Annotated in this window: 22 protein-coding genes, 1 pseudogene and 1 riboswitch; of the genes and pseudogenes, 13 read left to right on the top strand and 10 right to left on the bottom strand. The window is 70.9% G+C overall.

The features are described 5' to 3' along the window. Window positions 1–4: 4 nt before the first annotated feature. Entirely contained in the window at window positions 5–1,444 is a 1,440-nt protein-coding gene (locus AB0D74_RS26055) for a trehalose-6-phosphate synthase (RefSeq protein WP_362591783.1), read from the bottom strand. A 94-nt stretch (window positions 1,445–1,538) separates the two neighbouring features. After that, a complete protein-coding gene (locus AB0D74_RS26050) occupies window positions 1,539–2,483 on the bottom strand; it encodes a glucosyl-3-phosphoglycerate synthase (RefSeq protein WP_362591586.1) in 945 nt (314 codons plus the stop codon). A 157-nt stretch (window positions 2,484–2,640) separates the two neighbouring features. Next, window positions 2,641–2,802, top strand: a riboswitch (SAM riboswitch). Window positions 2,803–2,820: 18 nt separating this feature from the next. Between AB0D74_RS26050 and thrC the strand changes: the two genes are divergently transcribed. From thrC to AB0D74_RS26025, 5 genes are all read left to right on the top strand, one after another. Continuing rightward, a complete protein-coding gene (thrC, locus tag AB0D74_RS26045) occupies window positions 2,821–4,104 on the top strand; it encodes a threonine synthase (RefSeq protein WP_362591583.1) in 1,284 nt (427 codons plus the stop codon). Window positions 4,105–4,147: 43 nt separating this feature from the next. Then, the gene (locus AB0D74_RS26040) at window positions 4,148–4,423 is read left to right on the top strand and encodes a ubiquitin-like small modifier protein 1 (RefSeq protein WP_362591580.1); all 276 of its coding nucleotides are present in this window, start codon (window positions 4,148–4,150) and stop codon (window positions 4,421–4,423) included. A 468-nt stretch (window positions 4,424–4,891) separates the two neighbouring features. Then, window positions 4,892–5,098 carry a cold-shock protein gene (locus AB0D74_RS26035; RefSeq protein WP_019057200.1) on the top strand — a complete coding sequence of 69 codons (207 nt, stop codon included), beginning with the start codon at window positions 4,892–4,894 and terminating at the stop codon, window positions 5,096–5,098. A gap of 323 nt (window positions 5,099–5,421) precedes the next feature. Next, complete coding sequence (groL, locus tag AB0D74_RS26030; RefSeq protein ID WP_362591578.1) at window positions 5,422–7,044, top strand: chaperonin GroEL; 1,623 nt, start codon at window positions 5,422–5,424, stop codon at window positions 7,042–7,044. A 198-nt stretch (window positions 7,045–7,242) separates the two neighbouring features. Then, window positions 7,243–7,860 (top strand): helix-turn-helix domain-containing protein, encoded by a 618-nt coding sequence (locus tag AB0D74_RS26025; RefSeq protein ID WP_362591575.1) that lies wholly within the window; start codon window positions 7,243–7,245, stop codon window positions 7,858–7,860. 63 nt (window positions 7,861–7,923) lie between these two features. On the opposite strand, the gene AB0D74_RS26020 is transcribed toward AB0D74_RS26025, so the two are convergent. Next, window positions 7,924–8,580 (bottom strand): NAD(P)H-dependent oxidoreductase, encoded by a 657-nt coding sequence (locus tag AB0D74_RS26020; protein ID WP_362591573.1) that lies wholly within the window; start codon window positions 8,578–8,580, stop codon window positions 7,924–7,926. 207 nt (window positions 8,581–8,787) lie between these two features. Between AB0D74_RS26020 and AB0D74_RS26015 the strand changes: the two genes are divergently transcribed. Further along, the gene (locus tag AB0D74_RS26015; RefSeq protein WP_362591570.1) at window positions 8,788–9,855 is read left to right on the top strand and encodes a tyrosine-protein phosphatase; all 1,068 of its coding nucleotides are present in this window, start codon (window positions 8,788–8,790) and stop codon (window positions 9,853–9,855) included. A gap of 177 nt (window positions 9,856–10,032) precedes the next feature. Next, window positions 10,033–11,160, top strand: a complete 1,128-nt coding sequence (locus tag AB0D74_RS26010) for an NADH:flavin oxidoreductase (protein WP_362591567.1) — start codon at window positions 10,033–10,035, stop codon at window positions 11,158–11,160. 32 nt (window positions 11,161–11,192) lie between these two features. On the opposite strand, the gene AB0D74_RS26005 is transcribed toward AB0D74_RS26010, so the two are convergent. Together AB0D74_RS26005 and AB0D74_RS26000 are read right to left on the bottom strand one after the other, a co-directional pair. Then, complete coding sequence (locus tag AB0D74_RS26005; protein ID WP_362591564.1) at window positions 11,193–11,597, bottom strand: hypothetical protein; 405 nt, start codon at window positions 11,595–11,597, stop codon at window positions 11,193–11,195. Next, the gene (locus AB0D74_RS26000; RefSeq protein ID WP_362591561.1) at window positions 11,588–12,091 is read right to left on the bottom strand and encodes a hypothetical protein; all 504 of its coding nucleotides are present in this window, start codon (window positions 12,089–12,091) and stop codon (window positions 11,588–11,590) included. The genes AB0D74_RS26005 and AB0D74_RS26000 overlap by 10 nt, the downstream gene beginning before the upstream one ends. A gap of 473 nt (window positions 12,092–12,564) precedes the next feature. Between AB0D74_RS26000 and AB0D74_RS25995 the strand changes: the two genes are divergently transcribed. Further along, window positions 12,565–14,118 carry a carboxylesterase family protein gene (locus AB0D74_RS25995; RefSeq protein WP_362591558.1) on the top strand — a complete coding sequence of 518 codons (1,554 nt, stop codon included), beginning with the start codon at window positions 12,565–12,567 and terminating at the stop codon, window positions 14,116–14,118. Here the strand turns inward: AB0D74_RS25995 and AB0D74_RS25990 are convergent. From AB0D74_RS25990 to AB0D74_RS25980, 3 genes are all read right to left on the bottom strand, one after another. Beyond that, window positions 14,101–15,006, bottom strand: a complete 906-nt coding sequence (locus tag AB0D74_RS25990; protein ID WP_362591555.1) for a helix-turn-helix domain-containing GNAT family N-acetyltransferase — start codon at window positions 15,004–15,006, stop codon at window positions 14,101–14,103. The two genes, AB0D74_RS25995 and AB0D74_RS25990, sit on opposite strands and share 18 nt — an antisense overlap. Before the next feature lie 56 nt (window positions 15,007–15,062). Further along, complete coding sequence (locus tag AB0D74_RS25985) at window positions 15,063–15,857, bottom strand: SDR family oxidoreductase (protein WP_362591552.1); 795 nt, start codon at window positions 15,855–15,857, stop codon at window positions 15,063–15,065. 104 nt (window positions 15,858–15,961) lie between these two features. Then, window positions 15,962–16,537, bottom strand: a complete 576-nt coding sequence (locus AB0D74_RS25980; RefSeq protein WP_362591549.1) for a hypothetical protein — start codon at window positions 16,535–16,537, stop codon at window positions 15,962–15,964. Here AB0D74_RS25980 and nthB point away from each other — a divergent pair. The 3 genes and pseudogenes from nthB (at window position 16,536) to AB0D74_RS25965 (ending at window position 18,303) form a co-directional block, all read left to right on the top strand. Then, a pseudogene (gene nthB, locus AB0D74_RS25975) lies at window positions 16,536–17,387 on the top strand (nitrile hydratase subunit beta). The gene AB0D74_RS25980 and the pseudogene nthB sit on opposite strands and share 2 nt — an antisense overlap. Next, window positions 17,384–17,980 carry a nitrile hydratase subunit alpha gene (nthA, locus tag AB0D74_RS25970; protein WP_362591546.1) on the top strand — a complete coding sequence of 199 codons (597 nt, stop codon included), beginning with the start codon at window positions 17,384–17,386 and terminating at the stop codon, window positions 17,978–17,980. Before nthB ends, nthA begins: the two are co-directional and overlap by 4 nt. Next, window positions 17,977–18,303 (top strand): nitrile hydratase accessory protein, encoded by a 327-nt coding sequence (locus AB0D74_RS25965; RefSeq protein WP_362591542.1) that lies wholly within the window; start codon window positions 17,977–17,979, stop codon window positions 18,301–18,303. Before nthA ends, AB0D74_RS25965 begins: the two co-directional genes overlap by 4 nt. Here the strand turns inward: AB0D74_RS25965 and AB0D74_RS25960 are convergent. Both AB0D74_RS25960 and AB0D74_RS25955 read right to left on the bottom strand, forming a co-directional pair. Beyond that, a complete protein-coding gene (locus AB0D74_RS25960) occupies window positions 18,245–18,556 on the bottom strand; it encodes a DUF397 domain-containing protein (RefSeq protein ID WP_362591539.1) in 312 nt (103 codons plus the stop codon). The genes AB0D74_RS25965 and AB0D74_RS25960 overlap by 59 nt on opposite strands. Further along, window positions 18,540–19,379: a helix-turn-helix transcriptional regulator gene (locus tag AB0D74_RS25955; protein WP_362591536.1), complete on the bottom strand. Its 840-nt coding sequence runs from the start codon at window positions 19,377–19,379 to the stop codon at window positions 18,540–18,542. The genes AB0D74_RS25960 and AB0D74_RS25955 overlap by 17 nt, the downstream gene beginning before the upstream one ends. A gap of 118 nt (window positions 19,380–19,497) precedes the next feature. Between AB0D74_RS25955 and AB0D74_RS25950 the strand changes: the two genes are divergently transcribed. Together AB0D74_RS25950 and AB0D74_RS25945 are read left to right on the top strand one after the other, a co-directional pair. Beyond that, window positions 19,498–19,890, top strand: coding sequence for a hypothetical protein (locus tag AB0D74_RS25950; RefSeq protein ID WP_362591780.1), 393 nt, complete (start codon window positions 19,498–19,500; stop codon window positions 19,888–19,890). Then, entirely contained in the window at window positions 19,887–20,795 is a 909-nt protein-coding gene (locus AB0D74_RS25945) for an aminoglycoside phosphotransferase family protein (RefSeq protein WP_362591533.1), read from the top strand. Before AB0D74_RS25950 ends, AB0D74_RS25945 begins: the two co-directional genes overlap by 4 nt. Window positions 20,796–20,820 lie beyond the last annotated feature (25 nt).

Below are 20,820 nucleotides of genomic sequence, written 5' to 3'. Positions count from 1 at the left end.
GGCTCTACCCGCCCAACGCCTCCAGCTGCTCGAGGAACCAGGCCGCCGGCGGCAACCCCGTAGCCGCGGCGGCCAGCCGCTTGCAGCGCTCCGCCCGCTCCTCCACCGGCATGGCCAGCGCCAGCGCCAGCGCCTCCGCCGTCCCCCCGATGTCGTACGGGTTCACCACGACCGCGTCCTCGCCCAGCTCCTCGTACGCCCCCGCCTCCCGCGACAGCACCAGCACGCACCCCTCGTCCGACACCACGGGAATCTCCTTGGCGACCAGGTTCATCCCGTCCCGGATGGGGTTGACGAGTGCCACGTCGGCCAGCCGGTACGCCGCGAGGGAGCGGGCGAAGTCGTCCTTGACGTGCAGTACCACCGGCGTCCAACCCGCCGTCCCGTACGCCGAGTTGATGTCGTCCGCGACCCGCTGCACCTCGGCGGTGTAGTCGCGGTACACCGCGAGGTCCTGCCGCGACGGGTACGCGAACGCGACGTGCACCACCCGCTCCCGCCACTCGGGACGGTCGTCGAGCAGCTGCCGGTAGGCCAGCAGTCCCCGCACGATGTTCTTCGACAGCTCCGTGCGGTCGACGCGGACGATCGTCTTCCGCCCCTCGCCGCCGATCTCCTCCCGCAGCGCGGCCATCCGCTCGCCGACGTCCGGTTCGTGCGACCGCTTCCGCAGGAAGTCCGCGTCGGCGCCCAGCCCGTGCACCCCGATCCTGGTCCCGCCGGACGCCGGGTCGGCGGCCGGGATCCCCGGGCCCAGCACCGCGTGGCAGCAGTCGACGAACGCGTCCGCCCACCGCCGCGTCAGGAACGCGGCGTGGTCGGCGCCCAGGATCCCGCTGAGCAGCTCGGCGGCGATGTCGTCGGGGAGCAGCCGGAAGTAGTCCGGCGGCGCCCAGGGCGTGTGGGAGAAGTGGCCGATCCGCAGGTCGGGGCGGAGCCGGCGGAGCATCCGCGGGGCCAGTGCCAGGTGGTAGTCCTGGATGACCACCACCGCACCCTCGGCCGCCTCCTGCGCCAGCGCCTCGGCGAACGCGCGGTTGTAGGCCTGGTACGACGCCCACCGGCGGCGGAACTCCGCGTCGAAGACCGGTTCCAGCGGGGTCTGGTAGAGCATGTGGTGGACGAACCAGAGCGCCGAGTTCGCGATGCCGTTGTACGCGTCGGCGAAGACGTCCGCGTCGATGTCGAGCATCCGGACCTGCTGCCCGCCGGTGTCCCCGGCCGGCAGCCGGCCGCCCTCGGCCCGCCGTACCGCCTCGCGGTCGCCGTCGCCCAGCGCCGCGCACACCCATACGGCGTCGGCGTCGGGCCCGATGGCCGAGAGCCCTGAGACCAGCCCGCCGCCGCCCCGTTTGGCGTGCAGCGAACCGTCTTCGCGCAGGTCGTACGAGACCGGGCCGCGGTTCGAGGCGACCAGCACCTCGGCACCGCCGGTGGAAGCCATGGGGGAAGCCATACGCGTCAACCTAGCCCGGCCCGGAAACGCTCAAACGTACGGCCGCGCCCGACGCGCCGCCGTATACGGCCGTACGGCGAACTCACGCCACTTTGCGTTCCGCGTACTCCGCGATCTCCGCCATCGGCGGCCGTTCCTCCGTGTCCACGGAGTACGTGCGCGGTTCGAAGCCGTCCTCGCCCCGTTCGAACTGGGTGAGGGAGGGGCGGATCAGGTGGCCGCGCGCCAGCCGCAGCTGGGCCGTGCGGTAGATCGCGGCGGACATCCGGCCGAGGGCCTGGCCGTCCTGGTGGCGGTGCTTGCGGACGCCGACGTCGACCTGGGCCAGCGCGTCGAGCCCGACCAGGTGCAGGGCGTCGACCAGCATGCCCAGCTCCACGCCGTAGCCGACCGGGAAGGGGAGCTGTTCGAGGAGCGAGCGGCGGGCCGCGTACTCGCCGCCGAGCGGCTGGACGAAACCGGCCAGCTGCGGCCAGTGCATGTTCAGCAGCGGGCGGGCCATCAGCTCGGTGACCCGGCCGCCCTGTCCGGCGGCGCCGCCGAGCGGGCGGTCGTACATCGCCTTGACCAGGTCCACGTCCGGGTCGGTGAGGAGCGGGCCGACGATGCCGGTGACGAAGTCGGAGGAGAAGTCGCGCAGGTCGGCGTCGATGAAGCAGACGACGTCACCCGACGTGACGAGGAGCGAGCGCCAGAGGACCTCGCCCTTGCCGGGGACGGCGGGGATGCGGGGCAGGATCGCGTCGCGGTGCACGACGCGGGCGCCGGCCGCCGCGGCGACGGCCGCCGTGCGGTCGGTGGAGCCGGAGTCGACGACGACGATCTCGTCGACGAGCGGCACCTGCTGCATGAGGTCGTGGCGGATGACCGCGACGATGTCGCCGACGGTCTCCTCCTCGTTGAGCGCGGGCAGCACCACGCTGACCGTCTGCCCGGAGGACCGTTTGGCGGCCATGACCCGGTGCAGCGGGCGATCGGTTACGGACCAGGAGCGGGTGGCCAGCCAGCGCTCGACTTCTTCCAGCACGGTCAGCGGCTCCTCACTGTCACGGCCACACGACGACGTGTGATCCATCTCGCGGTTCGGACGACTCTCTCAACTGTCCTGGCCTTCGGTTACAGTCTTGAACAACGCCGATGACCATCGCATGTCCTGGGGTCACCCGGCGTTGACAACCACATACCGCTCATCCAGAGGGGCAGAGGGAAACGGCCCGTTGAAGCCCCGGCAACCCTCCAGTCGGTTCTCGTAGATCGCCGATCAGTGTCGATCGTTCGCGAGGCTCCCGGCTAGGGAAGGTGCCAAATCCGTCTCACGGCGAGATGCGTCGTGAGGAAGATGAGGAGAAAGGGCCTCGCCTCACATGGCTGTGCAGACTGTTGCAAGCACCACGGATTCCACCGTAGACCTCGGCCCCGCCGCTGCCCTGAGCTGCCGCGAGTGCGGTCACCGGGTGCCGCTCGGCCCGGTCTTCGCCTGCGAGGAGTGTTTCGGCCCGCTGGAGATCGCGTACGACTTCTCGGCCTACGACACCGAGGAACTCCGCAAGACGATCGAAGCGGGTCCCGCGAACATCTGGCGCTACGCGCCGCTGCTGCCCGTCCCCGCGGACGTGGCGACCAAGCCGAACATCAACCCCGGCTGGACCAAGCTGGTCCAGGCCGACAACCTGGCCCGCGAGCTCGGGGTGACCGGCGGGCTGTACGTGAAGGACGACTCGGGCAACCCGACGCACTCCTTCAAGGACCGCGTCGTCGCCCAGGCCGTCGAGGCCGCCCGCGCCTTCGGCTACACCACCCTCTCCTGCTCCTCCACCGGCAACCTGGCCGGCGCGGTCGGTGCCGCCGCCGCCCGGGCCGGCTTCCGTTCCTGCGTCTTCATCCCGCACGACCTGGAGCAGGGCAAGGTCGTCATGGCCGCGATCTACGGCGGCGAGCTCGTCGGCATCGAGGGCAACTACGACGACGTGAACCGTTTCTGCTCCGAGCTGATCGGCGACCCGGCCGGCGAGGGCTGGGGCTTCGTCAACGTCAACCTGCGGCCGTACTACGCGGAGGGCTCCAAGACCCTGGCGTACGAGATCTGCGAGCAGCTCGGCTGGCAGATCCCGGACCAGCTGGTCATCCCGATCGCCTCCGGCTCGCAGCTCACGAAGATCGACAAGGGGCTGCAGGAGCTGATCAAGCTCGGTCTCGTCGAGGACAAGCCGTACAAGATCTTCGGTGCCCAGGCCGAGGGGTGCTCGCCGGTGTCGGTGGCCTACAAGGAGGGCCACGACGTGGTCCGCCCGCAGAAGCCGAACACCATCGCCAAGTCGCTGGCCATCGGCAACCCGGCGGACGGGCCGTACGTCCTCGACATCGCGCGGCGCACCGGCGGTGCGGTGGAGGACGTCACCGACGAGCAGGTCGTCGACGCCATCAAGCTGCTCGCGCGGACCGAGGGAATCTTCGCGGAAACAGCCGGCGGAGTGACGGTTGGAGTCACCAAAAAGCTCATTGAGAATGGGCTGATTGATCCGGCAAAGTCGGTCGTTGTACTCAACACCGGTGATGGACTGAAGACGCTGGACGCGGTGGCGGGGACTGGACTCACCGCGACCATTCGCCCGAATCTGGAGTCTTTCCGCGAAGCCGGGCTCGCCTGAGTCCCCCGAGAAATAGGGCGTTGCCCAGACCGGAGGTAAAAACGTGAGCGTCACCGTTCGCATCCCCACCATCCTGCGCACCTACACCGGTGGTCAGGCCGAAGTCGCCGCCGAAGGGGCCACCCTCGGCGAGGTCATCTCGGACCTGGAGAAGAAGCACACCGGGATCTCCGCGCGCGTTCTCGACGACCAGGGAAAGCTGCGCCGGTTCGTCAACGTGTACGTCAACGACGACGACGTCCGCTTCGAGCAGGGCCTGGAGACCGCCACCCCGGACGGCGCCGGCGTCTCCATCATCCCGGCCGTCGCCGGCGGTTGACCTGCCGACCTGCTTGACAGGCTGATCGAATGACCGAACATTACCTTCGGTAACGCCGATCACCGACTGTTCATCTGATTGCCCCCTCCGTGAGAGAAGCGGAGGGGGCAATTCTGTGTGGTTGAGCGCGGTAGAGTTGGGGAACACGGTCCCGATCTCCAGGTCGGGAGCCCCGTATTCGATACCGCGAGCCCGGCAAGAAGTAGCCAAAGTGCGCGGGTTATATGCGGCTTTTGTGGCCTTTACGGGGCCCGACTTGCCCTGAATTCGGCCGAATTCTTGCTACATTCCGGACCCCTTCCGTCCAGAATTCTCGTCCGATTGACCTGTTGCAGACGGCAGTTGGACAGATACATTCAGCCGCGGTCGACGCGTTCCGGCGCACGCCCCCAACCAATGGGGGGTGAGGTCTGACCCGGATCCGCGAAGTGTGGATCTGTGCAAGGGCCAGTAATAGGGGAGTTAGGCATGGCTCAGGGCACCGTCAAGTGGTTCAACGCGGAGAAGGGGTACGGCTTCATCGCGGTCGACGGTGGTGCGGATGTTTTCGTCCACTACAGCGCGATTCAGATGGACGGCTACCGCACCCTGGAGGAAGGTCAGCGAGTCGATTTCGAGATCTCGCAGGGCCAGAAGGGGCCGCAGGCGGACATGGTCCGGCTGGCGACCAGCTGAAGCACGCGCCGACTGACAGCGACGTTCTTCTGTACTTGTCCGAAGGGCTCGTGCCTCCCGGGGCACGGGCCCTTCGGCATGCCCGGGCGTGCCCCGCGCGAGCCGGACTCCGGGCGCCCGATCCCCGGGAGGCGCTTGCACTCGGCATGGGCGAGTGCTAATCATTGGCGTTAGCACTCTGAAGGTGAGAGTGACAACGAAGGACCGGGTCGGTGAGGCCCGCAGGCCGGGTGGGGCAAGAAACCCACGGGTCGGCGAGCCGTCCGTCGCGGGCGCGGGCGCGGTCCGAAGACTCACCCCCAGTCCTGGAGGGACCACTTCACATGGCCAAGATCATCGCGTTCGACGAGGAGGCGCGGCGCGGCCTTGAGCGCGGTATGAACCAGCTCGCCGACGCCGTCAAGGTCACCCTCGGCCCCAAGGGCCGCAACGTCGTCCTTGAGAAGAAGTGGGGCGCCCCCACGATCACCAACGATGGTGTGTCCATCGCCAAGGAGATCGAGCTGGAGGACCCGTACGAGAAGATCGGCGCCGAGCTGGTCAAGGAAGTCGCCAAGAAGACGGACGACGTCGCCGGCGACGGTACGACCACCGCGACCGTGCTCGCCCAGGCCTTGGTCCGCGAGGGCCTGCGCAACGTGGCCGCCGGTGCCAACCCGATGGCCCTGAAGCGCGGTATCGAGAAGGCCGTCGAGGCGGTCTCCGGTGCCCTGCTCGAGCAGGCCAAGGACGTCGAGACCAAGGAGCAGATCGCCTCCACGGCCTCCATCTCCGCCGCCGACACCCAGATCGGCGAGCTCATCGCCGAGGCCATGGACAAGGTCGGCAAGGAAGGCGTCATCACCGTCGAGGAGTCCCAGACCTTCGGTCTGGAGCTGGAGCTCACCGAGGGTATGCGCTTCGACAAGGGCTACATCTCGGCGTACTTCGCCACCGACATGGAGCGTATGGAGGCGTCCCTCGACGACCCGTACATCCTGATCGCCAACTCGAAGATCGGCTCCGTCAAGGACCTGCTCCCGCTCCTGGAGAAGGTCATGCAGTCGGGCAAGCCGCTGCTGATCATCGCCGAGGACGTCGAGGGCGAGGCCCTGTCGACCCTGGTCGTCAACAAGATCCGCGGCACCTTCAAGTCCGTCGCCGTCAAGGCCCCGGGCTTCGGCGACCGCCGCAAGGCGATGCTGAACGACATCGCCATCCTCACCGGCGGCGAGGTCATCTCCGAGGAGGTCGGTCTCAAGCTGGAGAACACGACCCTCGACCTGCTGGGCCGCGCCCGCAAGGTGGTCATCACCAAGGACGAGACCACCATCGTCGACGGCGCCGGCTCCACCGAGCAGGTCCAGGGCCGGGTCAACCAGATCCGCGCCGAGATCGAGCAGTCCGACTCGGACTACGACCGCGAGAAGCTCCAGGAGCGCCTGGCCAAGCTCGCCGGTGGCGTCGCCGTCATCAAGGCCGGTGCCGCGACCGAGGTCGAGCTCAAGGAGCGCAAGCACCGCATCGAGGACGCCGTTCGCAACGCGAAGGCGGCCGTCGAGGAGGGCATCGTCGCCGGTGGTGGCGTGGCCCTGCTCCAGGCCTCCCAGGTCTTCGAGAAGCTGGAGCTCGAGGGTGACGAGGCGACCGGCGCCAACGCCGTGAAGCTCGCCCTGGAGGCCCCGCTCAAGCAGATCGCCGTCAACGGTGGTCTCGAGGGTGGCGTCGTCGTCGAGAAGGTCCGCAACCTCCAGGTCGGCCACGGCCTGAACGCCGCGACCGGCGAGTACGTCGACATGATCGCCGAGGGCATCATCGACCCGGCGAAGGTGACCCGCTCTGCCCTGCAGAACGCCGCCTCCATCGCCGCGCTGTTCCTCACCACCGAGGCCGTCATCGCCGACAAGCCGGAGAAGGCCGCCGCGGCTGCTCCGGGCGGCATGCCGGGCGGTGACATGGACTTCTGAGCCTGACGGCTCGGCAGTTCCGAAGCAGCACCGAGGGCGGCACCCCCTGTTCGGGGGGTGCCGCCCTTCGGCGTCTCCGCTACGGCTCCGGTTGCGGTCGGTTCCGGGAAGGGACCGCGCTCCGGTAAATTGAGTAGTGCCTCAAGATGAATCGTGGCGCCTGACTCGAGGGTGCACCCAAGATGCGAGGGAGCGGACATGGCCGCACAGGCGAAGGCGTTGCGGCGCGACGCGCGGGACAACGTGGCCAAGCTGCGCGCCGCGGCCCTCGAGGTCTTCTCGGCCAAGGGGCTCGGGGCCCCGTTGGAGGAGATCGCGAAGGTGGCCGGCGTGAGCGTCGGCACCCTCTACAACCGCTTCGGAACCCGTGAGGCCCTGATCGACTCGGTCGTCCCCGAGATCGCGGGCGGCAGGCTCAGGGAACTGGGCGAGAAGGTGGCGGCCGGGGCGAGCGCACGGCAGCGGCTGGAGACCTTCGTGCACGGCATGATCGACCTCCAGCACGACGACCCCGCCCTCAACGACGCGATCATGCGGCGCTTCCCCGAGGCGACCGCGCTGGTCGAGACCTGTGCGGTCTCCTCCGCCCTCGGCGACGACCTGGTCTCCCAGGCCCACCGGGAGGGCTCCCTCGATCCGGGCTTCACCGGCGAGGACCTGTTCTGCCTGCTGTGGATGGCCGGCACCGCCCACCGCGAAGCGACCGCACCGCCCGGATGGCGCCGCGTCCTGATGCGCTCCCTGGACTCCGCGTGGACCGGCCGGACGACAGGGACCGGCCCGACGGCAGCCGCGGCCCCCGCCGACGCCCCCTGAGACGCGGCGCGGCCGACCGTCCGGCACCTGCCCTGCCCCTCGGCCGCGCCGGAGGGTGTCGGCTCACGCGGCCTCGGCCGGCCGGGCGGCCGGTCCCCTGCCCCGCAGGAGCGCCTGGCTGTGCGCGCGCTCACGGGACGCCTCGAACAGCGGCAGCAGCTCGGCCATCCTGGGATCCACCGGAGCACCCGTCAGCTCGGGCACGATGAAGTCGACCTCCATGCCCAGCATCATCCCGAACACCCCCTCAAGGAAGTTCTGCACGTAGTCGAAGCCGTCCCGGGGCGTCCCCGGCCCGTAGGCGCCGCCCCGGCTGGCGATCACCGTCACCGGCTTGCCCGCGACCGTCGCCGCCCCCATCGCCGTGCGCCCCATCAGCACCACGTTGTCGATCCACGCCTTCAGGCTGGAGGGCACCGACAGGTTGTACATCGGCGCACCGACCAGCACCGCGTCGGCCGCCTCCAACTCCTCGATCAGCTCCCGCCGTTCGGCGAACGCCGCGGCCTGTGCCGCCGAATGCGCGGCCGGGTCGACGTATCCCGCGTGCTGCGCGGCGGCGTCGATGTGCGACACCGGCGACACCGCCAGGTCGCGGTGGACGATCCGCCCCTGCGGGTGCTGCTCCAGCCACGCCTTGCGGAAGGTCTCCGCGACCTGACGCGACGCGGACTCGGCAGCGGGAAGGACGGAGGAATCTATGTGCAGAAGGGTGGCCATGGAAGGTCTCCTTGCAGGTCAGTGGGGCAGCATGCGCTCGGCCACCCAACTTGAGTGTGGCCTCAAATTCAACGTAACAAAACTTGAGGGTGCCATCAAGTTATTCCGGTGGGCGGGTGACGAGTGGCACAAACTGCCATCTCTGCACATTCAGCCAGTCATCTGCCGTTCACGCGGCCGTCGGTAAGTGCACACAGCATCCGTTTCATGAACAACACCAGACTCGCCGCCGTCGTCCTCGCCCTCGGCGCCGCCTCCGTCACGCTCACCGCGCCCGCGGCCTCCGCCGCGCCGGCCGCGCACGCGCCGCACTCCTCGCGCATCCCCTTCACCGCGGCCACCGTGACCGCGAACGACGACGGCTCCTACCGGCTCGTCTGGACGGCGCCCGGCGTCCGCTCGGTGACCGTCCGCGCGCACGGCCGTGTCGTCGCGCGCGGCGGTGCCACCGGCGACGTCACCGTGCGGGGGCTGCCCGCCGCCGACCGCCAGTGGTTCGACTTCGTCCCCGGGCGCGGCGGCTCCCTGCACCTCGCCGACCGGCTGATCAAGCTCGACGGCACGGTCAACTTCCGTGACGCGGGCGGCTACCGGACCGCCGACGGCCACTGGGTGAAGATGGGCGAGATCTACCGCTCCGACGCCCTGGACAAGCTCACCGCCGCCGACGTCGCCAAGCTCCGCCGCCTCGGCATCCGCGCCGACTACGACCTGCGGACCGCCTCCGAGCGCGCCTCCGCACCCGACGTCGTACCGTCCGGGGTGACCTACCACGTCGCCGACGTGCTGGCCGGGTCCAGCATGACCAGCACCATGCCGACGACCGAGGAAGCCGCCGTCCAGATGATGGTGGACGGCGAGAAGTTCATGGTCAGCGGTGCCACCGCGCGGGCCGCCTACACCTCCGTCTTCGCGGGCGTGGCCGACGAGCACGAGCACGGTCTCCTCTACCACTGCACCGCGGGCAAGGACCGCACCGGCTGGTCCAGCGCCGCCCTGCTCACCGCGCTCGGCGTGCCCCGGGACACGGTGACGGCGGACTACCTGGCCAGCAACACCTACCGCGCCTCGGCCAACGCCGCCACGCTCGCCGCGATGACCCCGGCCCAGGCGAAGGTCTACAAGCCGCTCCTGGACGTCCGCGCCGAATACCTGAACTCCGGCTTCGACGAGGTCGAGGACGCGTACGGCTCGTTCGGCGCGTACCTGAAGCAGGGTCTGGGCGTCGACGACCGGGAACTGCGCGCACTCGAGCGGGAGTTGCTCGTCGGCTAGCCGGGACGGCCGCGGGTCCGTGTCCCGGGTCACACGGCATCCGCGCGGGAGCGGGAATGCGCACCGCCTGGCCGGTCGTTTGCACCGGCGTGCACTCGATGCGTGTGCACATACCGAACGGTATAAGGCCCGGGTGCACGGCCCGGGTCCCCGCCCCACCCACGAGGAGCCCCCCACGTGACCGTCACCACGCCCCCCGCCTCCCGCGCGGCCGAGATCCTCTCCCGTCCCCTCGCCCTGAACGGGCTCACGGTCCCCAACCGGATCGTGATGGCGCCGATGACCCGCCAGTTCAGCCCCGGCGGCGTCCCCGGCGAGGACGTGGTCTCGTACTACTCCCGCCGGGCCGCGGCCGGTGTCGGTCTGATCGTCACCGAGGGGACGTACGTCGGTCACGACTCGGCCGGGCAGAGCAGCCGCATCCCGCGGTTCCACGGCGAGGAGCAGCTGGCGGGCTGGGCGAAGGTCGCCGAGGGCGTGCACGCGGCCGGCGGCACGATCGTCCCGCAGCTGTGGCACATCGGCATGGTCCGCAAGCAGGGCCAGCCGCCGTTCGCGGACGCCCCCGCCGTCGGCCCCTCCGGCATCCGCCTGGACGGCACCGAGGGCGAGGGCAGGGCGATGACCTCGCAGGATCTGGACGACGTCATCCGCGCGTTCGCCGAGGCCGCAGCCGACGCCGAGCGCATCGGCTTCGACGGCGTCGAGCTGCACGGCGCCCACGGCTACCTGCTCGACCAGTTCCTGTGGGCGGGCACCAACCGCCGCACCGACGCCTACGGCGGCGACCCGGTCGCCCGCACGAAGTTCGCGGCCGAGATCGTGGCGGCCGTACGGGACTCCGTCTCCGCCGACTTCCCCGTCCTCTTCCGCTACTCGCAGTGGAAGTCCGACAACTACGACGCCCGCCTCGCCGAGACCCCCGAGGAGCTGGAGGCGATCCTGACCCCGTTGGCCGCCGCCGGCGTCGACGCCTTCCACGCCTCCACCCGCCGCTACTGGCTCCCCGAGTTCGAGGACTCCGACCTCAACCTGGCCGGCTGGACCAAGAAGCTCACCGGAAAGCCCACCATCACCGTCGGCTCGGTCGGCCTGGACGGCGACTTCATCAAGGCCTTCGCGGGCGAGGGTTCCGTGACCAGGGGCATCGACGACCTCCTCGACAGCCTGGAGCGCGACGAGTACGACATGGTCGCCGTCGGCCGCGCCCTCCTCCAGGACCCTGAGTGGGCGGCGAAGGTCCTGGCCGGCCGCACGGGCGAGCTCAGGTCCTACGACGCCGCGTCGCTCCAGACCCTGAGCTGACCTGAGCCGACCCTGCCCGGTCCGCCCTCGGGTCAGCCGGCGATCCGGCCGAAGAACCCGAGGGCGACCGAGTAGGGCACCACGAGCAGGAGCGCGGGGCGCAGGGCCTGCCGCCGCTGCTCGCCCGCGCGCACCCAGGTGTCGTACGCATAGACGAACGCACTGGCGACGCACCCGCCCATGTACGCCGTCGCCAGGAAGCCGAGCACCCTGCCCCACTCGCCGACCACGGCGACCCCGGCCAGCACATGGCCCACGACCGCCGCACCCGCCCCGACCCAGGTCGTCGGATCGGCCTGCACCCGCCACGGGGCGGCGTCCGCGCGTCCCCGGCCGGTGAGCCTGGTGAGGAGCGCGTACCCGATCGCGGGCAGACCGGCGAGTGCCAGCACGGTGGCCCAGGCGGCGGCGGTGTCCGCGGAGACGGTCACAGCCACCCCGCGATGCTCATGACCACGGCGACCACGAGCTGCACCGGCAGCGACAGGAGGCCGAAGAACAGGGCCCCGTAGGGCGCGGCGTCCGCCGTCGCGCCGGTGTGCCTCCCGAAGGCCCAGCCCCCGACGGCGGCCAGGAGGGGGAGGAGGGCCAGTACGAGGTGACCCGCCGCGAACAGCGGGACCACGTCGAGCACCATCAGCACCCCCACCCCGGCCCACACGCCCCGCACGTCGCGCGTCTCGGGGCGCCCGAAGCGCATCACGCCGTAGACCACGGAGTGGACGAGGGCGACGAGGGCGCAGACGACGGCCGTCCCCGAGGCCCGTTCGACCAGGGCCCCGAGGAAGTCGCCGCGCACCAGGCCGTCCAGCAGGTCCCCCGCCGCGATGAAGGCGGACACCCCGAGGGTGATCAGCAGGGATACCCGCAACTGCTTGAGCAGGCCGCTCATCGGCGCTGGTCCCGGCTCGGGGATCGGGTGGTTCGTCACGGTTCGGCTCTTCGGTCGGCGGCGGGCTGTTGAGATATAACACGACAGGATCCTGTGCGGAAGATCCTCGGGAACGGCCCCAAGACGCGAGGCTGACCTGCCGGAACGTCTCAAGTGGGGTGCGGAACCGGCCCACTTGCCACGGACATTTCGTTATCGGCTCGTGATGGCTGTCGGTGCTGTCGGTGCTGTCGATGCCACCGGTGCCGTTCCGGCCGAGCGGACAGGTGTTCCCTGCGTGCGATCCACGGGCCCATGAGGGGGTGTACGAGATCGGCGAGGCGGAGGCCAGGGCGTTCATGGCCCGGCGCGGCTGACCTGGATTGCCTTGATTCACTCCAACGGGTGAGGGGTGTTCGGCACTCGTGCGAAGCGCCGGACGTTTCATCGGTGACCGGCTGTGAAACCGGCAGCGGTCAGTCGTCGGAAGTGTCAGCAATCTGGCAGCAACCAGCCGTCGAAAGCGAGCGATCATGATCACGAACGAGTCCGCCGGGCCCGCGCCCGCCACCGAGGGTCCCGTCGTGCGCACCACCGCAGGTGCCGTGCGCGGGTTGCGGGAGGACGGTCTGGCGGTCTTCCGGGGGATACCGTTCGCCGAACCTCCGGTGGGAGCGGCCAGGTTCGCGGCGCCCCGCCCTGCACGCCCGTGGGACGGGACGCGCGAGGCGTACGCCTTCGGTCCGCCGCCCCCGCAGGACCTGGGCATCCAGGGGCGCACCGGTGTCCTGGAGGCCCCCGAGGGCGACGACTGGCTGACGGTGAACGTGTGGACACCGGACCCGGATCCGGCCGCCCGCCGCCCGGTGATGGTGTGGATCTACGGCGGCGCCTACAAGCTGGGCCACTCCGGCAGCCCCGGCTACGACGCCCGGCGCATCGCCCGTGACGGCGACGTGGTCGTGGTCTCCCTCAACTACCGCGTCGGCATGGAGGGTTTCGCCCAGATCGAGGGGGCGCCCGCCAACCGGGGCCTGCTGGACCAGGTGGCGGCGCTGGAGTGGGTCCGGGAGAACATCACGGCGTTCGGCGGCGACCCCGACCTGGTCACCGTCTTCGGCGAGTCGGCGGGCGCCGGATCGGTGGCGTCCCTGCTGGCGATGGAGAGGGCGCGCGGGCTGTTCCGGCGGGCGATCGCGCAGAGCGTCCCGGGCACGTTCCTCTCCCTCGACCTGGCCGAGGACATCGGCCGTGCCCTCGCGGCCGAGGCCGGCCTGCGCCCCACGGTGGCCGACCTGGCGACCACCGACCCGCGCCGGCTGACCGAGGCCGGGCAGGCGCTCGGCACCAAGATGCCCCAGTACGTGGACCGTTGGGGCCAGATCGCGCCGACGGTCACCCCGTTCTCCCCGGTGGTCGACGGCGAGGTGCTCCCCAGCACCCCCTGGCAGGCGCTGGCCTCCGGCTCCGCCCGGGACGTGGATCTCCTCGTCGGCCACAACCGCGACGAGTTCCGCCTGTTCTTGGTGATGAGCGGGATGTACGGCAAGATCACGGAGGAGCAGGCGACCGGCGCCCTGCGCCTGTTCGCACCGGGCGGCGCGGCGGGCGAGCGCGCCTACCGCGCGGCCCACCCCGACGCCTCGCCGAGCGACCTGTACGAACGGGTCCAGACCGACTGGCTGTTCGCCATGCCGTCCCTGCGCCTGGCCGAGGCGCAGACCGCGGGCGGCGGCCGGGCCCACCTCTACGAACTGGCCTGGGCCGCCCCGGGCAACGGCGGACTGCTCGGCGCCTGCCACGGCCTGGACATCCCGCTTCTCTTCGGCACCTTCGAGGCGGACCTCGCCGACCTGCTCTGGGCCGGCGCCGGCGTCACCCCCGAGGCCGAGGCCCTCTCCGACCGCTTCCGCACCGCGTGGACGTCCTTCGCCGCGACCGGCGACCCGGGCTGGCCGGCCTACGACACCGAGGCCCGCACCACCCAGGTCCTGGACGCGACCCCGACGGTGACGGCGTACCCGGAGGAGAAGGCCAGGCGGCTGTGGGAGGGATACGACTTCGGTCCGTCACCGCTGCTCGGCTGACGGCGCGGTGATCCGCTTCTCGAACCAGTGGTGGGCGTAGGGCTCGTCGTTGAAGGCGGGGACCTCCTCGAAGCCGAAGGAGTGGTAGAGGTTGATCGCGGCGTCGAGCGTCTTGTTGGTGTCGAGGCGCAGGGTGTCGTAGCCGTGCCCGGCGGCCCGTGCCTCCAGTTCGGTCAGGAACCGGCGGGCGAGGCCGAGCCGGCGGGCCGCCGGGGCGACCCACATGCGCTTGATCTCCGCCGGGGCGCCGGCCGGCAGCTTCACGCCGGCGCAGCCGACGGGTTCGCCGTGCAGCCGGGCGACCAGGAACAGGCCGCGCGGCGGCCGGAGTTCGCCCGCGTCGGGCAGCAGGCTGCGGGCGGGGTCGAAGCCGGTGTCGAAGCGCTCCTGCAGTTCGGCGAAGTAGGCCAGCAGGCAGTGCCGGGCGTCGGGCTGGTCGGGGTCGACGACGTCCAGGGTGACCGTCCCGGCGGTCAGCAGCCGGTCGACCTCGGCCATGGCCGCGACCAGCCGGGCGCGCTGCCCGGCGTTGAGCGGCTGGAGCATCGAAGCGGCCAGGTCGTCGCTGCGGCCGTCGAGCAGTGCGCGCTCCGCCCGCCCCTTCCCGGTCAGCCGTACGGTGCGCACCCGCCGGTCCTGGGGTTGCGGTTCCACGGCCACCAAGCCGTCCGCCTCCAGGGAGCGCAGCAGCCGGCTGACGTACCCGGAGTCGAGGCCGAGCCGCTCGCGCAGGCGCCGGACGTCCTGGCCCTGCTCGCCGATCTCCCAGAGCAGCCGGGCCTCGCCGATCGGCCGGTCGCGGCCCAGGTAGCGGTCGTGGAGCACGCCCACGCGTTCGGTGACGGTGCGGTTGAACCGCCGTACCTGGTCGATCTGTGCAGCCTCCATTCTCTGACTCTAGTCAGAGAATGGAGCGGTGGTCCAGCGGGGGCCGTCGGCGCCGGTCACGGCAGGATGGAGTCGACGTAGCCGCCGTCCACCCGGAGGGCGCCGCCGGTGGTGGCCGAGGCCTGGTCGGAGCTGAGGTAGACGACCATGTGGGCGATCTCCTCCGGCTCGATCAGGCGCTGGAGCAGCGACTGCGGCCGGTGCGTGCGCATGAAGACGCGCTGGGCCTCGTCCCAGGGCAGGTCGCGGTCGACGAGTTCGTAGACGAAGTCCTCGACGCCTGCGGTGTGGGTGGGGCCGGCGATCACGGAGTTCACCGTGACGCCGGTGCCGGCGGCCTGCTTGGCGAAGCCGCGGCCCACCGCGAGCAGCGCGGTCTTCGACATGCCGTAGTGGATCATCTCCGCGGGGATCACGATCGCCGAGTCGCTGGCGATGTACTGGACGCGCCCCCAGCCGCGTTCGGTCATGCCGGGCAGGAAGAGGCGGGTCAGCCGTACCGCGGCCAGGACGTTCACCTCGAAGTAGTGCCGCCACTCGTCGTCGGTGATCCGCAGGGGGTCCTCGGCGCCGAAGATCCCCAGGTTGTTGACGAGGATGTCCACCCCCGGCAGCGCCTCCGCCGCCCGCCGGGCCCCCTCCTCGCCGGTCACGTCCGCCGCGACCGGCACGAGATCGGCCCCCGGCGCCTGTTCCCTCAGCCGGGCCACGCTCTCCTCGACGCGCCGCGCGTCCCGGCCGTTGACCCCCACCCGGGCCCCGGCCCGGGCCAGGCCGACGGCGATCGCCGCGCCGATGCCCTGCGTGGAGCCGGTGACCAGTGCCGTGCGCCCCGTCAGATCGATCCTCATCCCGCCGAACCCCTTCCGTGAACGTGTCCCCGCTCAGGTACCCGGGCGGGCGTCCCGGCATGGTGGGTTCGGGTGTTCAGTGCCTGGATGGCGGCACCGGGGCGTCAGAGGTTGCCGAGCGGTTCGATGTCCACGTGCACCGGAGTGCCCCAGACCCGGAGCACCTCGTAGTCGGTGAACTCGTGCACCAGCCGGTAGGCCATCGCCGGCCGGGACCCGCGCCGCTGGGCGGCGAGATACAGCTCCGCCTCCTGCCGGTCGCGCCGGGGGGTGCCGCACAGCTCCCACTCCCGGCCGTTCCACGCCTCCGGCAGCCAGCGCTGCTGCGGCTGCGGCCGGTCGCCCCGCACCCCGTACCGCGACATGGACGGCCCGGCGGCCTCGCCCGGCACCGGCCGCGGCCCGCCGCCGTACTCCGACCTCCGCGCGGCCCGCCGTCGCGTCTCGCACAGCAGACACAGATCGGGCGCGCTCTCGTCCACGGGCCCCTGCGGATGCTCGGCGCACCGGGTCGTGGGCGCGGCACCGGTGACGCTCTCCTCCAGCAGGTCGAGCGCCCGCCGCAGATCGTCCTTGACCTCGTGCAACTTGCCGTCGGGCGTGTCACCGGTCAGGGCTTCCCCGTGCTCACCGAGCAGACGAAGGGCCCGGCCCAGGGCGGTGAGCTGCGCGTGATTCATGGGAACCAGGGTTGCACAGGGCACCGACAACACCGCCGGAGTGTTCTGGACGCGAGGTTGCCGAGGCCGTCGGTGGCGGAGACGGGGCCGGGGGAGAGACCCGGCATGGGCGGGACCTGTCGCCTACGCTTCACGTAGAGCACTTTTAGAACTTTTGTCCCGTATGGGGAGATCTGTTATGGACGGTATCGCCGACCTGGGCGGCACAGCCGGTTGGGGTTCCGTCCGGCCTCCGGTGTCCGGTGAACCGGTCTTCGCGGAGTCCTGGCAGCGGCGGGCCTTCGCGCTGGCGATCCTCTCCAGCCGGGTCGCGTCCGGCGGCGTCAACGCCGACGCCTTCCGGCACGCGCTGGAGCGGCTGGACCGGGCGGCCTACTTCGACGACGGCTACTACGGCCGCTGGCTCAACGCCGGGGAGCTGATGCTCGACGACAGCGCCGTCCTCGCGCCCGGTGCGATCGACGCCCGCGCCCGGAACCTGCGCGGCGAACACGTCCCGGAGCCCCCGAGCCCCGAGCCCCACCGCCCCGACTACGCGCCGACCGCCGCGGGCTCGCTGCGCACGCTGGACACCGCCCCCGCCTTCACCGCCGGCGAGCGGGTCCGGGCCCGCGCCGCGTCCGTGCCCGGACACACCCGGCTGCCCCGCTACGCCCGCGGCCACACCGGCACCGTCGAGGCCGTACAGCCCGCCGCCGTACTGCCCGACACCAACGCCCACTTCCAGGGCGAGAACCCGCAGTACGTCTACTAGGTGCGGTTCGACTCCCGCGAGCTGTGGGGCGCCGACGCCGAGCCCTTCGCCGTCACCGTCGAGATGTACGAGAGCTACCTGGAGGCCGCCGCATGACCACCGCCGGACCCGGCGAACGCCCGCCCCCCGCCCTGCGCACCGAGGCGCTGGAGCAACTGCTCACCGAACGGGGCCTGATCGACCCGAAGGTGATGGACGGGATCATCACCGAGTACGAGACCAACGTGGGCCCCCTCAACGGCGCCCAGGTCGTCGCCAGGGCCTGGACCGACCCGGCGTACCGGGACCGGCTGCTCCGCGACGGCACCGCCGCCATCAAGGAACTCGGCTTCTCGGGACCGCAGGGCGAGCACATCGTCGTCGTGGCGAACACCCCCACCACGCATCACGTCGTCGTCTGCACGCTGTGCTCCTGCTACCCCTGGCCCGTACTCGGCCTGCCGCCCAGCTGGTACAAGGACCCCGCCTACCGCGCCCGCGTCGTGAAAGAGCCCCGCCGGGTGCTCGCCGAGATGGGCCTCGACCTCGCCGACGACGTGCAGATCACCGTCCACGACTCCACCAGCGAGGTCCGCTGGCTGGTCCTCCCCGAGCGGCCGGCGGGCACCGCCCACCTGACCGAGGAGGAACTCGTGCCGCTCGTGACCCGCGACGCGATGGTCGGCGTCGCCAAGGTGACGGCCCCGTGACCGCCCCCCTCGACACCGACGGCCCGGCCGCCCCGCCCCGCGCCAACGGCGAACTCACCTTCGCCGAACCGTGGGAGAGCCGCGCCTTCGGCATGGCCGTCAGCCTCTACGAGTCCGGCGCGTTCACCTGGCCCCGGTTCCAGGCCGCACTGATCGCCCGCATCGCGTCCGCGCCCCGCGAAGAGCCCTACCAGTACTACCAGTTGTGGCTGGGCGCCCTGGAAGACGTACTCGCAGACCTGTCCGTCCTCTCCCCGGCCGACATCACCGCCCGCGCCCAGACCCTGTCACAGCGCCCTCAGGGCCACGACCACCGCGCTTGACACCCTTGACGAAGGCCGCCCAGACCTCCGGGAGGAAGGTGAGCGTTGGGCCGTGGGGGGCCGCCTTGGAGTCGCGGACGGGGATGAGGGTGGGGTGGGCGTCGGAGACTTCGAGGCAATCGCCGCCGCTGCCGCCGCTGTAGGTCGACTTGCGCCAGCGGGCGACTTCGAGGCAGTCGCCCCCCTGACCGCCGCTGTAGCTGGACTTGTGCCATGTGGCGGTGCTCAGGTCGTACTCAGGCAAGTTCCTCATGCTCGTAATCCTGCGCCGCCGACTCGATCAAGGCTAGGGAATCCGACGGGGAAAGGGCGGCGGCGACCAGGAGTTTGAACATCTGGGTATGGCGGGCAACGACGGCTGGGTCGTCCAGCAGCCTTCCCATGTCGGGTGCCTCCACGAAGGAGAGCGGCGGCCCGTCGGCGAACTCCATCAGTTTCAGCGGGCCGTCCAGCGAGGCATGCGCTCCGACGCGGAACGGCAGCACCTGCACGATCACCCGCCTTCGGCGGATCAACCTGGCCAGGTGTTGCAGGGCTTCGGCCATCGCGGAGGGCCCGCCCGTCAACCTGCGTAACGCTGCCTCGTCGATCACCGCCCACAACACCGGCTCTGTTGGATCGTCGAGAAGGCGGGTCCGCTCCATGCGGGCGGCTACCAGCTCCGCGATCACCTGCTCCGGGGCCGTCGGTTTGTAGGCGCGGAACACCGCCTCCGCGTAGGCGCTTGTCTGAAGCAGTCCCGGAATCAGCAGCGCCGCGTACTGGCTGATCGCCGTGGCTCGCGCCTCCGCCTCCGCGGCTTCGGCGAAGTGGTCCGGGTACTTCGATTTGGCCGCAGCCTCACTGTTCCGTCGGAAGAAGTCGTCCGTCCCCAGGGTCTCGTCCAGCATCCGCGCGTACTCCGGCTGCATCCGCCGCGTCCCCGCCTCCAACTGCCCGATGAACGACCCGCTCACGAACAGCCGTTGCCCCAACTCCGCCTGACTCAGATCCGCCTTCTCCCGGGCGTGCCGCAACTCCGCCCCCAGCATGGCTCGCGGTGAGGACGACGGGTCCAGGTCTTTCGGTCCTGTCATGGGCAACTCCCGCTCTGAACACCCGAGGTTGTTGGGATGTCCTGTCTGGCCAGGTTAGAGGCCCGCCCGCCACGCTGTGTCGCGAACCGAGAACTCAGCGTGGAGGTAGGGAATGGTGCTGCGACCCACCGAAGAAGTCGTCGAGACGTTGCGGTCGGCCCTGCGGGGCGCCGGTGTCGTACTGCCGTCGTTGTGCGTCGACCCGGTGACCGGTGCGAGCGACGAGCCCTTCGCCCTGGTCGAGTTGGGGCGGTGCAATGTGCGGGTCGCGGAGCGGCTGGCGTCGGTGGTCCGGGGCGAACGGCCGCCGTTCGGGACGTTCGTGACGGACGTACGGGACGGGCGGATCGGGGAGGTGAGGGGGCATGTCGGAGGGAAGGTGCAGCTGCGGCCCGTGGCGGGTGGGCGGGAGTGGGACTGCCCGCCGGGGTCGCTGGAGCCTGCGCTGCCGGACGACGTGCTGCGGGAGCAGGTGCGGCGGGCGAACACGGCGGCGAGACTGCCGACATGACTCTTCATGAGGGCGAGATACCGGTCCATGAGACGCTGATCCGGGAGCTGTTGGCGGCGCAGTGGCCGGAGTGGGCCGGGCTGCCTCTGAAGCGGGTCGGAGCGGGTACGGAGAACACCATGTACCGGCTGGGCGATGACCTGCTGGTGCGGCTGCCCCGGACCGTGGAGAAGGGGCGGGCCCTGCGGAAGGAGCAGGAGTGGCTGCCGCGCCTTGCGCCCTCCCTTTCGTGTCGCGTTCCCGAGCCTGTCCATGCGGGGACGCCCACCGGCGCCTACCCGGCCCGCTGGTCGGTGTACCGGTGGATCGAGGGTGACGAGGCCGGTCCGGACACCGTCCGGGACTGGGCAGCCTTCGGTGCCGACCTGGCGGGGGTCGTACGGGAGCTGCACGGCGTCGGCCTCATGGGGGCGGCGCGCGCGGATGACCTGAGCTGGTACCGCGGAGGCAGCCTGCGGGATTGTGCCGACTGGGTCGGTCCGTATTTCGAGGAATGCCGTGAGGTCGCCGGGGACGAACTCGACGTCGAGACCCTGGAGCGGCTGTGGCGGGCGGCGCTCGCGCTGCCCGAGGCCCGCGGGCCGCACGTATGGCTGCACGGCGACCTCAAGCCCACCAACCTCCTGGTCCGGCAGGGCAGGCTGCACGCGGTCATCGACTTCGGGTCTCTCTCGGTCGGCCGTCCGGACGCGGAACACTCCGTGCTCTGGGACCTGCCGCGGGAAGCTCGGCAGATCTACTGGGACGCCCTGGGCGTCGATGATCCGACCTGGACGCGGGCCCGCGCGTGGGCGATCGCCGTCGGTGTCGCCGGAGTCGCCTACTACTGGCGGACCTTTCCCGCCTTCGTCGCCGAATGTCTGGCGCGACTCCGGTCGATCCTCGAAGACGCCGCCGCGCCGTGACGCGCCTGGACGGGGGCCCTCCGGG

Origin of the sequence: Streptomyces sp. NPDC048278, from assembly GCF_040652195.1 — a bacterium.
Classification (GTDB): domain Bacteria; phylum Actinomycetota; class Actinomycetes; order Streptomycetales; family Streptomycetaceae; genus Streptomyces.
This window is presented reverse-complemented; position numbering and strand designations above follow the sequence as displayed.